Source organism: Mycobacterium sp. FW102-FHT13B02, assembly GCF_058790275.1.
Genome location: NZ_JBYTCM010000017.1, coordinates 94,764 through 109,658, shown reverse-complemented (window position 1 = coordinate 109,658; position 14,895 = coordinate 94,764). Strand labels below are relative to the sequence as shown.

Below are 14,895 nucleotides of genomic sequence, written 5' to 3'. Positions count from 1 at the left end.
CCTGAGTCGCGGACTGCGCACGCGTGGCGCACAAACCACAGCCTCTGCGCTAACGTCATCGGGTGGCCAAGACGAAGAAGCTCTTCGGCGCCCTGACGCGCCGCGGCCCATACCGCGTTCTGCGTGGTGACCTGGGTTTTGCCGGCCTGCCGGGCACTGTCTACACCCCCGAGTCGGGGCTGAATCTGCCCGGCGTGGCGTTCGGCCACGACTGGCTGCAGGGTGTCGGACGTTACAACGGCACGCTCGAGCACCTGGCGTCCTGGGGCATCGTCGCGGCCGCACCCAACACCGAGATCGGCATTGCGCCGTCGGTGCTCAACCTGGCCTTCGACCTGGGCACGACCCTCGACATCATCACCGGGGTCCGGCTGGGCCCCGGCAAGATCAGCGTGCACCCGACGAAGTTGGGCCTGGTCGGGCACGGCTTCGGCGCGTCGGCCGCGGTCTTCACCGCCGCCGGGCTGGGGTCGTCGACCGCCCCACTGAAGGCAGTGGCCGCGGTGTTCCCGACCGCGAGCAAGCCCGACGCCGATCAGCCTGCTGCCGGCCTGCGTGTCCCCGGCATGATCCTGAACGCGCCCGGCGCGGAGCTGACCATCCAGTCCAATGTCACTGCACTGGCCGCCGCGTGGCGAACCGCCACCGTGCGAACCGTCGCCAAGGCCGAACCGGGCGGGCTGGCCGAGGGCTTCCGGTTGTCCAAGCTGGTCGGGATGCCGGGAGCGGATCGCCGCACTCAGAAGACGGTGCGCGCGCTGCTGACCGGATATCTGCTGTTCCAGCTGACCGGTGACAAGGCGTACAAAGATTTCGCCGACGCCGACGTAGTGCTGCCCAAGACCGTTGCCGCCGATCCCGACGCCGAGGTGCCGGCGCTGGAAGACAAGGTCGCCGCCCTGCTCAAGGGCTGATCGGGTTCGGTTTCGCCGCCGACGCCGGGGGCAAGAGAGTCCGTGACGGCGTCAAGCCATCGACGGCATCACGAGCGCTGGCCGATCCACGCATATGCCCGCTGCAGGGTCTCTGCCGAGTCGAACCCGTCGGCCTCCCACGTCGTCGACCTGACGTCTCCCCGATCACGGTAGCGGTCCATGATGGTCAGGTGCCGTGGCAGAACGATGAACTGCTGCAAAGCTTCTGCGCTCTCCCATATCGAGATTGAACCGCTGCGGCCTTCCACCGGCAGGCTCCACAGCCACAACCCGATGGCACCGGGCATGGCATACCAGCCTTCGCGCATCCGCATCCCCCGATAGGCGATGCCGGGCAGAGCCCGACGCTGCTGCGCAGCGAAATCGGTCACGCTGACCACCACTGGACGCCCTGCCGCATTCACGGGCCCGGGCATCCACCCGGTGATGACGGGCTGGCCCAGTGCGGTGGAAACATGATTCAAAGCGGTCATGACACCCACCCTGCGCCTTACGATTGGTACGTGTCATGGTCCAATTCTGAAGCTTTGGAGCAGACCAATCGCGACGAATTCCCCGCCGACCTCCTCGTGACCCTCGACCGGTCCATCCGCACCGGACTAGCCGTTCAACTCCAGCACCAACTGCGCGTCGCGATCCAGCAGGGCCGGCTGACCGCGGGCACGACCCTGCCGCCGTCTCGAATTCTGGCTCAGCAGTTGGGTGTTTCGCGCAGTGTCGTCGTCACCGCGTATGAGCATCTGACCGCCGACGGCTACCTCGCCGGCCGACAAGGGTCGGGAACTCACGTCCAGCATCTGGGTGCTTCGGTGCCGCCGGCGACCACCGTCGAGGTGCCCGGCAATGCCGTCCGACTGATCGGCGGGCTCCCCGACCCCGCCCTCTTTCCTCGCGCCGAGTGGTTGCGCCACTACCGCGCGGCCGTCAACGACGTCCCGAACAACGCTCTGACATATCCGGGACCGCTCGGTGCGCCGGCCTTGCGCCAAGCCCTCGCGGACTATCTGGCGCGTGTCCGGGGAGTCGCCGCGCGGGCCGAAAATATCCAGATGACAACGGGTATCACGCAAGCGGTGACACTCGTGGCCAGGGCGCTGAAAGCCCGCGGCGGCCGGGCGATCGCGGTCGAGGACCCGTGCTTCGCCTTCCATCGCGACACCGTCACCAACGCCGGGCTGATCGCGGTCCCGGTGCCGGTCGATCACGACGGGATCGATGTCGATCACCTGGACGGCCTCGATGTCGACGCCGTCCTGGTGGCACCAGCTCATTCGTACCCGACCGGGGTGGTGCTCAGTCCGGACCGCCGTACGGCTCTGGTCGACTGGGCCCGGCGCCGGAACACCCTCATCGTCGAAGACGACTACGACGCGGAGTTCCGCTACGACCGGCAGCCGATTGGCGCGCTCCAAGGATTGGCGCCAGAGCTGATCGCCTACGCAGGCTGCGCCAGCAAGACACTGACGCCGGCTCTTCGGCTCGGCTGGATTGCCTTACCGCAGTCGATGATCGACGACGTCACCCGCGAGAAGCTGTACGACGACATGGGCAACACACTGCTCGAACAACTGGCCTTCGCCCGGTTCATGGCCAGTGGTGGGATGGCCCGCCATCTACGGCGGGTCCGCCCGATCTATCGACGACGACGCGATGCCCTCCTGGCAGCACTCGCGGTCTCATTTCCCGATGCCACACCCATGGGCGTCTCCGCGGGACTGCACCTGCACGTGCAGTTGCCCGACCACTGCGACGAGGACGCCATCGTCGACGCCGCGTATGGCCGAGGCGTGCTCGTCGGCGGTGCACGCTGGTACTGGGCCGATCCGTCGACCGCGCCTCCGGCACTGGTGATCGGGTATGGCTCGGTCTCCGAATCCGATATCGGACAAGCCATCGCGGTACTGGGTTCACTCGCCCACGTTCGGTAATTCATCGGCCGCGATCTCACACGGCGTCTTCGTGGTCGGATTCGCCTGCTCGGCAACGGGTTCCACCGGCGGCGTGACGGGAGCCGGATCGGATATCGGCGACGGGGCCGCGGTGACCACAGGCGGGGTGGGTTCTGCGGCCGGTGGATCGACGGGGTGCTCGCCCCCGCCGTCGTCTGAAGTCGGCTCGTCGGCAGCGTCGTTCGTGGTGTCGTCGGGCTTGTCGTCTGGTTCCGGCGCATCCTTGCCGGTCTCATCCTTGTCACCCACGTCGTCATTCGCGGCCTCATCGTCCAACCCGAGATCGTCGGCCAGGCTGTTCCTCAGGTCATCGACACCGCCGAGCCCGGCGGCGCCGGAACCAAGGCCTGCCATGGAACCGAGGACTCCCCCGATGGCGTCGACCAGCTGCTGCCCCAAACCTCCTACACCTGAACCAGACCCGCCACCAGCGGGCGGTATTGCCGCCTCGGTGGGCGGCGTGGAGGCACCGGCAGGCGGTAGTGCCGCACCGGCGGGCGATGTGGCAGCCGAAGTCCCCAATGTAGGTTCCGGTGCGACGAGCGGGGCCGCCGGCAGCCCGGAGAGCGGTTCACCCGACATCGCGGGCGTCCCGCCCGGTGCCGCGGGCGCCGCTGACCAACCTGCCGCAGCGCCGAGAGCGGGCGTCGCGGCCGCCGGGTAATCGCGCGGGCCGGCAGCGACAGGTGTGCTGAACGAAGGACGTAGCAGCTGTCCGGGCGATCCGAAGGAAACGACGCCCGGCGTGGCTGCGGCGACCGCCGAATCATACGCTGCCACAGCGGTATCGGACGCGGCCCGCAGCGCGGCGGCCAAGTCGCCGCACACCACCCGCAGCACGAAAGGCTTGACCTGCTGATCGACGATCTCGCTGGCTGCCGCCGCGTCCCCGGCTCCTCCGAGGACCGCATGGGCGGCCGCGGTCCACTCGTCGCGATACCCGGATGTCTGCGCGTCGGCCCGCAGCACCGCATCGACCTTGGTGCCGACGGCGCGCCACAGTTCGTCATGAAGGTTGGTCAATGCCTGGGCACTGCGCCGCAGCTGCGCAACCACGTCCTCGGCGGCGACCGTCAGGGTGCGCATGAACTCTCCGGCGGCGTCCCCGCCCGCACCGGACCACTGCGCCGCCAGCTCCCGATATCCGTTGCCCTGCAGACTCAATGCGTCCTGGGCGGCCGTCGCGGCGGCGCCGAGCGAGCGCGCGTCAGCAGCCAACGCGGCCAGGTCCAGGCCGCTCTCGGCGCGATACAGGTCCTGCAACGACACAGCCGACGGCATACCCAGCACCTGGCACGCTGCCACATAGTCATCGAAGACCATCAGCGCCCGCTCCCCTTCGGCGAGCCGCGCAGCCACGTCGACCGCAGATGCCATCATCAGACCAACCGATTCGCGAGGTCGGCGTCAACGTCCCCGTAGCGATCTGACGAAAACCGTAGTGCCGCTGCAGCTTCCGTCGAAGCGGACGCCCACGCACGTAGCTGGTCGGCCGACTGGTCCAGTGCGGCGCGCAGCGCGGCCGCGCGTGCAACGTGGTCCCGCCCGCCGCAGAACCCGTCGAAATACCACCGCAGCAACGGGGCTACCGCCGCGCCGAGGGTATCGGCGACCGATTCGCAGCGCTGCGCGATGTCCCGCACAGCCGAGGGGTCTATCCGAGCGACATCATGTTCTCCCATGCCTTGCTATGACGCGCGGCAGGGCCGTTCGGTTCCACAGAAGCGAAAAACACCCGCAGCCACCCTCGTCGAAGTCCGCCGACGAATCGGCAGACTTCGCGGACGGGGCCGGCAGTGCCCCTGGGCGGTCAGCCGTGGTAACCCATCCGACGGCTGACATCGTCGGCGGCCGAGACCACCACCGGCGCAATATCCCGCGTGCGTGCTGCGGTGAGTCGATACGCCGGGCCGGACACACCCAGCGCCGCGATCACCACTCCGCTATGGTCGCGGATCGGAGCGGCCACGGCGTTGAGCCCATCCTCGAGTTCTTCCAGCGTCACCACGTAGCCGTCGCGGGGCACGTCCCGCAGTTGCGCTTCCAACTCGTCGACCGACGTGATGGTGTGCTCGGTGAAATTCGGCAGCCCGGCTGCCGTCACCAAGTCCCGACGGGCATCCGCGGACATGAAGGCCAGCAACACCTTGCCGCTCGACGTCGCATGCAAGGGCGTGAGTCCACCCACCCAGTTCTGCGTACCGATGGCGGACGGACCGCGCGCCTGGTCGACGTTCACCGCATACTCCGACCGCAGCACCGCGATGTTGACGGTTTCACCGACCTCGAGAGCCAGCCGCTCGCAGACCTCCCGACCCTGCCGTGTGACGTCGAGACGGCCCGACACCGCGTTGGCCAGTCGCAGGATGCCGAATCCGAGTCGGTACTTGCCGCGCTCGAAAGCCTGCTCGACGAGTTCGCGCTCCTCCAGCGCCGCAAGCAGGCGCGAGACCGTCGACTTGTGCACCCCGATGTCTGACGCCAGCTCGGTGACTCCGGCTTCGCCCCGGCGCGCGAGGAGCTCCAGGACATACAGCGCGCGGTCGACGGATTGCACGCCGACATTGCCAGAATCAACCCCGCTGTGGCTCACTACGCAACGATAACCACAATTCGACGCCGGCGGTCGCGTACGTCAGGCCGCCGACCATCGCGACCACATGCCGCGCACGGGGTAGGCGCTAGGGCTGTTCGCTGACGGACTCGGCCACGCGGAACGCGACCATCCTCGCGGTGTCCTCATCGGCGGCCTCCACCATGACCCGGACCACCTGCTCGGTTCCGGAGGGCCGCAACAGGATTCGGCCCGTGTCACCCAGTTCGGCTTCGGCTTCAGCGACCGCGGTCTGCACCGCCGGAGCCTGCGCCACCGTGGTCTTGTCGGCCACCTCGACGTTGATCAGCACCTGCGGCAACGTCTTCATCGGCGCGCAGAGCTGAGCCAGGGGCTGCCCGGTTTGCGCCATGCGCGACATCAGCCGCAGACCGGTGACGATGCCGTCGCCGGTGGTGCCCAACTCGGGCATCACGATATGGCCGGACTGCTCGCCGCCGAGCGAGAAACTTCCCGCGCGCAGTTCCTCGAGCACATACCGGTCCCCGACGCCGGTGGTGCGCACCTCGATGCCGGCCTCGCGCATGGCCAGGTGCAGTCCGAGGTTGCTCATCACGGTGGCCACCAGGGTGTTCGACACCAGCTCGCCGGCGTCGCGCATCGCCAGCGCCAGCACGGCCATGATCGCGTCACCGTCGACGAGTGCGCCCGACGCATCGACTGCCAGACAGCGGTCGGCGTCGCCGTCATGGGCCAAACCCAGGTCGGCGCCGTGCTCGATGACGGCCCGCTGCAGCTGATCCATGTGGGTGGAACCGCAGCCGTCGTTGATGTTGAGGCCCGTCGGCTCGGCGTTGATCGTGATGACGGTCGCGCCCGCGGCCCGGTAGGCCTGCGGCGCAGCGACGGAGGCAGCGCCATGGGCGCCGTCGACCACGACCTTCAGCCCGGCCAGCGGCGCGACGGCGGCCTTGGCGGCGTGGGTCAGATAGCGCTCGAGCGCGTCGGGGGCGTCCAACACGCGACCGATACCGGCGCCCGTGGGGCGGGTACCCGGACCGGCGGCGACCAGCTCGGCGACGCGGTCCTCGGTGTCGTCGTCGAGCTTGTGCCCACCGGCGCCGAAAATCTTGATGCCGTTGTCCGGCATGGGGTTGTGCGAGGCGGAGATCATCACGCCGAGCTGGGCGTCATAGGAGGCAGTCAGATGGGCCACCGCGGGGGTTGGCAGCACACCGACGCGGAGCACGTCGACGCCCTCGCTGGTGATGCCGGCGATGACCGCGGCCTCCAGCATCTCGCCGCTGGCCCGGGGATCTCGTCCGACGACCGCGACACACCGCCCGGCTCCTGAGGTCGAGCACAGCCGGCGGGCGGCAGCTGAGCCCAGCGCCAGCGCCAACTCTGCGGTCAGATCACGATTTGCGACGCCACGGACGCCATCGGTGCCGAACAGCCGACTCATGGACCTTCTTTCTCCCAGCGATGCCCTCATGAAACGCCGAAGGCGGGCGTGTCCAGACTGCGACACGCCCGCCCACGAGCAGAAACGATCAGCGCTTGCTGTACTGAGGCGCCTTGCGGGCCTTCTTGAGGCCGTACTTCTTGCGCTCGATGGCACGCGGGTCACGGGTCAGGAACCCGGCCTTCTTGAGTGCCGGACGATCCTCGGGCTGAACCAGGATCAGCGCACGGGCGATGGCCAGACGCAGCGCGCCGGCCTGGCCCGAGGGGCCGCCACCGTCGAGGTGGGCGTAGATGTCCACCGTGTCGACGCGGTCGACGGTCACCAGCGGGGCCTTGATCAGCTGCTGGTGCACCTTGTTCGGGAAGTAGTCCTCGAGGCTGCGACCGTCCAGGTTGAACTTGCCGGTGCCGGGCACCAGGCGAACGCGGACGACGGCTTCCTTGCGGCGGCCAACGGTCTGGATCGGGCGATCGATGTAGACGGGCTCACGGGGAGCCGACTCTTCGGTCGCCTCGAACTCAGGAGCCTCGGCAACTTCGGTCACTTCGGTCACTTCAGTCACGTCAACTTCAGTCACTGGGCCACCTGCTTGATCTCGTAAGGAATCGGCTGCTGCGCGGCGTGCGGATGATCCGGGCCGGCGTACACCTTCAGCTTCTTCTGCACCTGGCGGGACAGCTTGTTGTGCGGGAGCATGCCGACGATCGCGTTCTCAACGGTGCGGGTCGGGTGCTTCACCAGCTGTTCGCCGATGGAGCGCTTGCTCAGACCGCCCGGGAAACCCGAGTGACGGTAAGCAAACTTGTCGGTGAGCTTCTTGCCCGACAGGGCAATCTTCTCGGCGTTGATGATGATGACGAAGTCACCCTCATCGGAGTTGGGCGTGAACGTCGGCTTGTGCTTGCCGCGGAGCAGCTTGGCTGCTTCGACGGCCAGCCGGCCGAGCACCACGTCTTGGGCGTCGATGACGTACCACTGACGTGTGGTGTCACCCGCCTTCGGCGTGAATGTAGGCACAGCTATACCTCTTCTTCTCGGGTTGAGTCCCGGTGCTATCCGGGTGCCGGTCAAGTACGCGACCTGCGAATTCCCGGCGACCGACGGTGACCCGGGAGCATTGGCCTAGCGGCCTGCAGCGCACCAACGATGGAGCTTACCCGCGGGCGTCGCCGCAGGTCAAAACGCGGGTGACGGCCGCGGGAATGAGCCTGTGCGCCGATTTCCGCTGGTCCTCGGCACACCGGCTCATGCTCGGGCGCGGCCGTTAGTACACCCGGTCCTGCTGATCGGGCACGACGCTGCCGTCCGGCCGGTGCAGCGGAGCCTTGGCGCCGGTCGGCTCGATATAGCCCTTCGTCGCGCAGGCGTACTGCTCGCTCTGCTTCTTGGGGTCGATGAACATCGGGTTGACCAGCCAGTTTCCACCGGCATTGTCGTAGGCAGTGCACATCAGCTCGGTCTTGTTCCGGTTGAGCACCAGCCGCAGCGCGGTGGCGTCGGTGAGGAATGTGACGTCGGTGTCGGAGTCCCCGGCGGCGAACGCGGCACGTTTGCGCTCCGGCAGCTGTTCGAACGCGGCGGGGCCGGTCGCCCCGAACACCTCTTCGTTGACCCGGCAGCGTTTGCCCTCGATGTAGGTGATGGCGGGTTCGCCCCCGCACGGCACCAGGCGCGACGTCAGCACATCACCGTCGTGTTCGGTGCGCACACCCATCACATGGTCGGCCGGGATATTGAGTTCTTCGGCCCACACCTGGGCCACCGGCTCGGCCGACGCCGAGATGATCCGCACGTCGAATCCGTTGGCGTGCAAGGCTTCCACCAGGTCGCGCATCTGTGGGTAGTAGCGCACCCAGCCGGTCTGCATGCCGCTGCCGACCTTCTGCTCGGCGCCCTCGGCGGCGTCGAGGTTCTCCTTGCGGGCGCTCTGTGCGAACTCGATCACGTCGGATTCGCGCCATCCGGCCTGCATCTGCGCGGCCCACGCGTACGCCGGTTCCATGCGGCGCGCATTGAACCCGGCGAAGGCGGGCTGCCCGGCCTTCGTCTTGGCTTCGGTGTAGACCGACAGGAGTTCGTCGGCACACCCGGCGTTGGTGTCGGTCGGCATCGGCTGGCCCGGCTTGGCCGCGGCGCAGGCACCGCTGAGGGCCGCGACGGCCTGCGGCGTCAGGAACGTGCTGGTGGACGCCCAGTTACCGTCAGCAGGGGCCCGCAACTTGGCGTTGCGCACCATCCAGAAGAACGTGGCGTCGCCGATGTCGTTCTTGACGACGGTGTTGTCCCAGTCGAACAGCGCCAGCGGCGCACCCGCGCTCACCGAACCGGCCGCGCCGCACGTGCCCAGTTTGCCGAGCATGGCGTCGATCCGGTCCCGGTTGTCGCCGTACCAGGCCGAACTCTCGGCCAGCGTCCGGCAGGACGCCGTGTTGGTAGTCGGCGACTGGGCGGCCGGGGTGGTGTCGTGGCTGCTGCAGCCGGACATGGCGAGGAGGCCGGCCAGCGCGATAGCGAAGGCCAGTCGGGTGATGCGGGGCACTGTTCTCCTGTGCGGTCAGGTGAGCTCGGCGGCGCCGGGCGCTTCCAGGGAGGTGTCGCGAGAGGTGTCTTTCAGGTCGACGCCGGACCGGCCCAACGCGCGGGCACCGGACACCAAACCCGCCGCGACCTTGGCCGCCTCGACGTAACCGAGGCCCTCGGGCGGGTGGATGTTGGAGATGCAGTTGCGGTCGGCATCGGTGCGTCCTGGGATGGGCAGGTGCGTCAGGTAGATGCCGAGACTGTCGGCGACCGACAGGCCCGGCCGCTCCCCGATGATGACGAGCAGCGTCCGCACCTTCGCGGCCGCGCCGATGTGGTCCCCGAGGGCGACGCGCGCCTGGGTGGCGATCACCGGTGGCGCCAGCGTGTAGTCGTCGCGCAACGCGGCCACCAATTCGGCGAGCAGCGCCGGGCCGTGTTTGGCCAATGCGTACGGCGAGAGCCCGTCGGCCAGGACGAAGCCGATGTCGGCCGGGGTTTCCGGGACGTCCATGGGCGCGGCCGGCAGCCGGCCCAGATCGGGACGGCGCAGATACTCGCTGCGGGACTCGGCCTGGCTGCGGACCACGGCCGGTTCACCGATGCCGACCTGGCGCACCCGGGCGACCATGTCGTCGACGTCGAGTGGCTCGTGCACAGCGTCGCGGGCGGCGGCGTGGGCCGCGGACAGTTCGAGCACCTCGCGGGTGGGTAGCGCATTGCCCGCGCGGCCGAGGCCGATGCGGGCCTGGGTGGTCTTGCGGAGCTCGTCCCAAAAACTCTGCAGCGCCACAGCTTCAGCGTCTTGTGAGGTCATTCGTCTATCCCGCCGCGGTGAGCGCACGCAGCGCCGAGCGCTGCAGATCGAACTTGGTGAGCTTGCCGGCGTCGTCGGTCATCCCGACCTTCTTGAGCCAGGCCTCGAACTCGGGGGCCGGCCGCAGCCCGAGGGTGCGACGTACCGCCACGACGTCGTGGAACGACAGGCTCTGGTAGCCGAGCATGACGTCGTCGGCGCCGGGGACTGTGATGACGAACGCACAACCTGCAGCGGCCAGCAGCGTGAGCAGGGTGTCCATGTCGTTCTGGTCGGCTTCGGCGTGGTTGGTGTAACAGACGTCGACGCCCATGGGCAGGCCGAGCAGCTTGCCGCAGAAGTGATCTTCGAGCCCGGCCCGGATGATCTGCCGGCCGTCGTAGAGGTACTCCGGGCCGATGAAGCCGACGACGGTGTTGACCAGCAGCGGGTCCAATGCGCGGGCGACGCCGTAGGCGCGGGCTTCCAGGGTCTGCTGATCGACGGGCCGGCCGCCGGTGCCGAGATGGGCACCTGAGCTGAGCGCCGAGCCCTGCCCGGTCTCCAGGTACATGACGTTGTTGCCGACCGTGCCGCGGTTCAGGGACCGGCCGGCCTCATTCCCTTCGCGCAGCAGCGCCATGTCGACCCCGAAGGCCCTGTTGGCGCCTTCGGTGCCGGCCACCGACTGGAACACCAGGTCGACCGGAGCGCCGGCCTCGATGAGGCCGATGGTCGTGGTGATGTGGGACAGCACGCAGGACTGCGCCGGGATGTCATAGCGGCTGCGGATGTTGTCCAGCAGGTGCAACAGATCGGCGGTGGCCTGCGGTGAATCGGTGGCGGGGTTGATGCCGATGACGGCATCGCCGCAACCCATCAGGAGTCCGTCGAGCACGGCGGCGGCGATGCCGCGCGGATCGTCGGTCGGGTGGTTGGGCTGCAGCCGGGTGGCCAGGGTGCCCGGCAGCCCGATGGTGCTGCGGAAGGCCGCATGCACCTGGGTGGCCGCGGTGACCGCGATCAGGTCCTGGTTCCGCATGATCTTCGAGACCGCTGCCGCCATCTCCGGCGTGATGCCGGGTGCGACCGCGGCGATCCGGGTGGCGGCGTCGTCGCCCGCCACCGTGTCCAGCAGCCAGTCCCGGAAGGCTCCCACGGTGAGATGGGAGATTTCCGAAAATGCTTGCTGGTCATGGGAATCCATGATCAGGCGGGTGACCTCGTCGGTCTCGTACGGCACCACCGCGTCATTGAGGAAGGTATCCAGCGGAAGCTCGGCCAGCGCCCATGCCGCGGCGGCCCGCTCGGCATCGTTGTGGGCCGCGCACCCGGCGAGTTCATCACCGGAGCGCAGCGGCGTGGCCTTGGCCATCAAGTCCACAAGTCCGTCGAAGGTGTAATTCACCCCCGAAAGCCGCTGGTGGTACTTCATTTCAGCTCATCCTCGGCTTCTGCAAGCATCGCGAACTCTTCATCAGGAGAGTTTGCCACCAAACGGTGCCGGCTGTAGACCGCGAAGTAGAGCATGAAGGCGCAGAACACCACGAGGCACAGGCCCGCAGCGACCGGGTTCACCAGGAAGGTGGCGATGACCGCGACGACGGCGACGACGAGGGCGAACGACGTGGTCGCGATGCCGCCCGGGGTGCGGTAGGGCCGCGGCATGTTCGGCTCGCGACGGCGCAGCACGATGTGGCTGACCATCATCAGGACGTAGCTCACCGCGGCACCGAAGACGGCCATGTTCAGCAGCAGGTCGCCCTTGCCGGTCAGCGACAACAGGAAGCCGATGACGCCGGGGACGATGAGCGCCAGCGTCGGCGCCTTGCGGGAGTTGGTCACCGAGAGCTGCGTGGGCAGGTAGCCCGCCCGGGACAGTGCGAACAGCTGGCGTGAGTAGGCGTAGATGATCGAGAAGAAGCTTGCGATGAGGCCGGCCAGACCGATGTAGTTGACCAGCTTGGCGCCGAAACCGGAACCGAGAGCCTCGACGAGCGGGTTGCCCGAGCCTGACATCTGTTGCGCCCCACCGACACCCGTGGTGAGGAACAGTACGACGGCGCAGGTGACCAGCAGGACCGTCATCGCCGCGATGATGCCGCGCGGAACGTTCTTCTCCGGGTTGGCGGTTTCCTCGGCGGCCAGCGGCACGCCTTCGATGGCGAGGAAGAACCAGATGGCGAACGGGATGGCGGCCCAGATGCCGAGGTAGCCGTGCGGCAGGATTGCGGACGATCCCGCCGCGCTGTTGTCGACGGCGATGGTGGTCAGGTTGGCGACGTCGAACTGCCCGATGGCACAGATCGCGAAGATCACCAGGCCCAGCAGCGCGATGGCGGTGATCACGAACATCACCTTGAGCGCCTCACCGACACCGGACAGGTGGATACCGATGAAGAACGCGTAGGCGGCGAGATACACCCACCAGCCGTTGTGAATCCCGAAGAGTCCCAACGATTCCACGTAGGCGCCGATGAAAGTCGCGATAGCGGCCGGCGCGATCGAGTATTCGATCAGGATCGCGGTGCCGGTGGCGAACCCGCCCCAGGGGCCCAGCGCTCGGCGGGCGAAGGTGTAACCGCCGCCGGCGGCGGGCAGCGCCGAGGACAGCTCGGCCATGCCCAGCACCAGGGCCAGGTACATGCCGGCGATGATCACGGCGGCGATGGCGAGGCCGCCGAAACCGCCTTGTGCCAGACCGAAATTCCAGCCGGAGTAGTCCCCGGACACGACGTAGCTGACACCGAGGCCGGCGAGCAGCAGCCAGCCGGCCGTGCCCTTCTTCAGCTGACGCTTCGCCAGGTATTCGTTGCTCTCGTCGTGCTCTTCGACGCCGTGAGCGGAATGCTCACTGGGTGGGTTGGTGATGGACACTGCCGGACTCCTGAAAATGGGATGGCTGATGCTGCGGGCGAGCACAGCGACGGGAACGGTGAACAGCGGCGTGCTCCGACAGTTGTCCAGTGCCGGCCGTGATCATTTTGTCGCCGAACGCTTTTGGACAGCGTCGACCGAGGAATGGAAGCGAGCGCCCGCGTATTCGGGGGTTACGCGGGCGCTCGCAGTTCGTGGGAGCTACGCGCTTCGTTTCCTGGCGCGAGCGTTCATCAGAGTGCTCGTTTCCTCGCGCAAGCGCTCGTCAGAAGAACCCCTGGGCCTTCGTCGAGTACGAGACGAGCAGGTTCTTCGTCTGCTGGTAGTGGTCCAGCATCATCTTGTGGTTCTCCCGGCCGATGCCGGACTGCTTGTAGCCGCCGAACGCGGCGTGCGCGGGGTACATGTGGTAGCAGTTGGTCCACACGCGGCCGGCCTTGATGTCCCGGCCCGCCCGGTAGGCGACGTTGCCGTTGCGCGACCAGACGCCGGCACCCAGGCCGTACAGGGTGTTGTTGGCGATGGAGATGGCGTCGTCGTAGTCCTTGAACGAGGTCACCGACAGCACCGGCCCGAAGATCTCCTCCTGGAAGATCCGCATGCCGTTGTTGCCGGAGAAGATGGTCGGCGTGACGTAGTAGCCGCCGTTGAGGTCACCACCCAGCTCAGCCCGCTCGCCACCGGTGATCAGCTGTGCGCCTTCGGATTTGCCGATCTCGATGTAGGACAGGATTTTCTCCAGCTGGTCGTTGGAGGCCTGCGCGCCGATCATGGTCTCGGTGTCCAGCGGGTCGCCCTGGCGGACGGCCTTGGTACGGATGGCGGCCAGCGCCAGGAATTCGTCGAAGATGTCGGCCTGGATAAGGCTGCGCGACGGGCAGGTGCAGACCTCACCCTGGTTCAGCGCGAACATCGTGAAGCCTTCGAGCGCCTTGTCCTGGAAGTCGTCCTCGGCGGCCATGATGTCGCTGAAGAAGATATTCGGGCTCTTGCCGCCCAGTTCCAGGGTGACCGGGATGAGGTTCTGGCTGGCGTACTGCATGATCAGCCGGCCCGTGGTGGTCTCACCGGTGAAGGCGATCTTGGCGATGCGGTTGCTCGACGCCAGCGGCTTGCCGGCCTCGACGCCAAAACCGTTGACCACGTTGACCACACCCGGCGGCAGCAGGTCGCCGATGAGCGAGAACAGGAACATGATCGAGGCCGGGGTCTGCTCGGCGGGCTTGAGCACGATGGCGTTGCCGGCGGCCAGCGCGGGGGCCAGCTTCCAGACGGCCATCAGGATCGGGAAGTTCCACGGGATGATCTGGCCGACGACGCCGAGCGGCTCGTGGAAGTGGTAGGCGACGGTGTCGTCGTCGATCTCGGAGATCGAGCCTTCCTGGGCCCGCAGCACGCCCGCGAAGTAGCGGAAGTGGTCGATGGCCAGCGGGATGTCGGCGTTCAGGGTCTCGCGGACCGGCTTGCCGTTGTCCCAGGACTCGGCGACCGCGATGGCCTCGAGGTTCTGCTCCATGCGGTCGGCGATCAGGTTGAGCACGCGGGCTCGGGCGGCCGGGGCGGTCTTGCCCCAGGCGGGGGCGGCGGCGTGCGCGGCGTCCAGCGCCTTCTCGATGTCGGATTCGTCCGAGCGGGCAATCTCGATGAACACCTCACCCGTCACCGGGGTCCGGTTCTCGAAGTAGCGTCCGGCAGCCGGTGCCACCCATTCGCCGCCGATGAAGTTGTCGTAGCGGGCCGGGTAGGTCATCACCGAACCGTCGGCACCGGGACGCGCGTAAACAGTCATGGGTTCA

General features: G+C 67.7%; 14 protein-coding genes. 2 read left to right on the top strand and 12 right to left on the bottom strand.

Annotated features, from left to right (window positions below; all coding sequences use genetic code 11):
- Positions 1-62: 62 nt before the first annotated feature.
- Positions 63-914 carry a dienelactone hydrolase family protein gene (locus AC3WTE_RS24060; RefSeq protein WP_492441541.1) on the top strand — a complete coding sequence of 284 codons (852 nt, stop codon included), beginning with the start codon at positions 63-65 and terminating at the stop codon, positions 912-914.
- Positions 915-982: 68 nt separating this feature from the next.
- On the opposite strand, the gene AC3WTE_RS24055 is transcribed toward AC3WTE_RS24060, so the two are convergent.
- Positions 983-1,408, bottom strand: coding sequence for a hypothetical protein (locus AC3WTE_RS24055; protein WP_492441539.1), 426 nt, complete (start codon positions 1,406-1,408; stop codon positions 983-985).
- A gap of 30 nt (positions 1,409-1,438) precedes the next feature.
- Between AC3WTE_RS24055 and pdxR the strand changes: the two genes are divergently transcribed.
- Positions 1,439-2,863, top strand: coding sequence for a MocR-like pyridoxine biosynthesis transcription factor PdxR (gene pdxR, locus AC3WTE_RS24050; RefSeq protein WP_492441537.1), 1,425 nt, complete (start codon positions 1,439-1,441; stop codon positions 2,861-2,863).
- On the opposite strand, the gene AC3WTE_RS24045 is transcribed toward pdxR, so the two are convergent.
- The 11 genes from AC3WTE_RS24045 to adh form a co-directional block, all read right to left on the bottom strand.
- A complete protein-coding gene (locus AC3WTE_RS24045) occupies positions 2,843-4,264 on the bottom strand; it encodes a hypothetical protein (RefSeq protein WP_492441535.1) in 1,422 nt (473 codons plus the stop codon). The genes pdxR and AC3WTE_RS24045 overlap by 21 nt on opposite strands.
- Positions 4,264-4,566, bottom strand: coding sequence for a type VII secretion target (locus tag AC3WTE_RS24040; protein WP_492441533.1), 303 nt, complete (start codon positions 4,564-4,566; stop codon positions 4,264-4,266). Before AC3WTE_RS24040 ends, AC3WTE_RS24045 begins: the two co-directional genes overlap by 1 nt.
- Before the next feature lie 128 nt (positions 4,567-4,694).
- Positions 4,695-5,477 carry an IclR family transcriptional regulator gene (locus AC3WTE_RS24035; protein WP_492441531.1) on the bottom strand — a complete coding sequence of 261 codons (783 nt, stop codon included), beginning with the start codon at positions 5,475-5,477 and terminating at the stop codon, positions 4,695-4,697.
- Between the two features lie 88 nt (positions 5,478-5,565).
- Complete coding sequence (gene glmM, locus AC3WTE_RS24030; protein ID WP_492441529.1) at positions 5,566-6,903, bottom strand: phosphoglucosamine mutase; 1,338 nt, start codon at positions 6,901-6,903, stop codon at positions 5,566-5,568.
- Between the two features lie 88 nt (positions 6,904-6,991).
- On the bottom strand, positions 6,992-7,468 hold the full coding sequence (rpsI, locus tag AC3WTE_RS24025; RefSeq protein ID WP_459370464.1) for a 30S ribosomal protein S9: 477 nt from the start codon (positions 7,466-7,468) through the stop codon (positions 6,992-6,994).
- A gap of 11 nt (positions 7,469-7,479) precedes the next feature.
- The gene (gene rplM / locus AC3WTE_RS24020; protein ID WP_020101494.1) at positions 7,480-7,923 is read right to left on the bottom strand and encodes a 50S ribosomal protein L13; all 444 of its coding nucleotides are present in this window, start codon (positions 7,921-7,923) and stop codon (positions 7,480-7,482) included.
- Positions 7,924-8,170: 247 nt separating this feature from the next.
- The gene (locus AC3WTE_RS24015) at positions 8,171-9,445 is read right to left on the bottom strand and encodes a haloacid dehalogenase-like hydrolase (RefSeq protein ID WP_492441527.1); all 1,275 of its coding nucleotides are present in this window, start codon (positions 9,443-9,445) and stop codon (positions 8,171-8,173) included.
- A 15-nt stretch (positions 9,446-9,460) separates the two neighbouring features.
- Positions 9,461-10,243 (bottom strand): ethanolamine ammonia-lyase subunit EutC, encoded by a 783-nt coding sequence (gene eutC, locus AC3WTE_RS24010; RefSeq protein ID WP_492441525.1) that lies wholly within the window; start codon positions 10,241-10,243, stop codon positions 9,461-9,463.
- Between the two features lie 4 nt (positions 10,244-10,247).
- Complete coding sequence (locus AC3WTE_RS24005; protein WP_492441524.1) at positions 10,248-11,657, bottom strand: ethanolamine ammonia-lyase subunit EutB; 1,410 nt, start codon at positions 11,655-11,657, stop codon at positions 10,248-10,250.
- A complete protein-coding gene (gene eat / locus AC3WTE_RS24000; RefSeq protein WP_492441522.1) occupies positions 11,654-13,099 on the bottom strand; it encodes an ethanolamine permease in 1,446 nt (481 codons plus the stop codon). Before eat ends, AC3WTE_RS24005 begins: the two co-directional genes overlap by 4 nt.
- A 265-nt stretch (positions 13,100-13,364) precedes the next feature.
- A complete protein-coding gene (adh, locus tag AC3WTE_RS23995) occupies positions 13,365-14,888 on the bottom strand; it encodes an aldehyde dehydrogenase (protein ID WP_492441520.1) in 1,524 nt (507 codons plus the stop codon).
- Positions 14,889-14,895: the final 7 nt, after the last annotated feature.

Bases quoted from the DNA above. Each gene is read 5' to 3' on its own strand.
- AC3WTE_RS24055 (WP_492441539.1), bottom strand. From the start codon at position 1,408: ATGACCGCTTTGAATCATGTTTCCACCGCACTGGGCCAGCCCGTCATC.
- AC3WTE_RS24045 (WP_492441535.1), bottom strand. From the start codon at position 4,264: ATGATGGCATCTGCGGTCGACGTGGCTGCGCGGCTCGCCGAAGGGGAG.
- AC3WTE_RS24040 (WP_492441533.1), bottom strand. From the start codon at position 4,566: ATGGGAGAACATGATGTCGCTCGGATAGACCCCTCGGCTGTGCGGGAC.
- glmM (WP_492441529.1), bottom strand. From the start codon at position 6,903: ATGAGTCGGCTGTTCGGCACCGATGGCGTCCGTGGCGTCGCAAATCGT.
- eutC (WP_492441525.1), bottom strand. From the start codon at position 10,243: ATGACCTCACAAGACGCTGAAGCTGTGGCGCTGCAGAGTTTTTGGGAC.
- AC3WTE_RS24005 (WP_492441524.1), bottom strand. From the start codon at position 11,657: ATGAAGTACCACCAGCGGCTTTCGGGGGTGAATTACACCTTCGACGGA.
- adh (WP_492441520.1), bottom strand. From the start codon at position 14,888: ATGACTGTTTACGCGCGTCCCGGTGCCGACGGTTCGGTGATGACCTAC.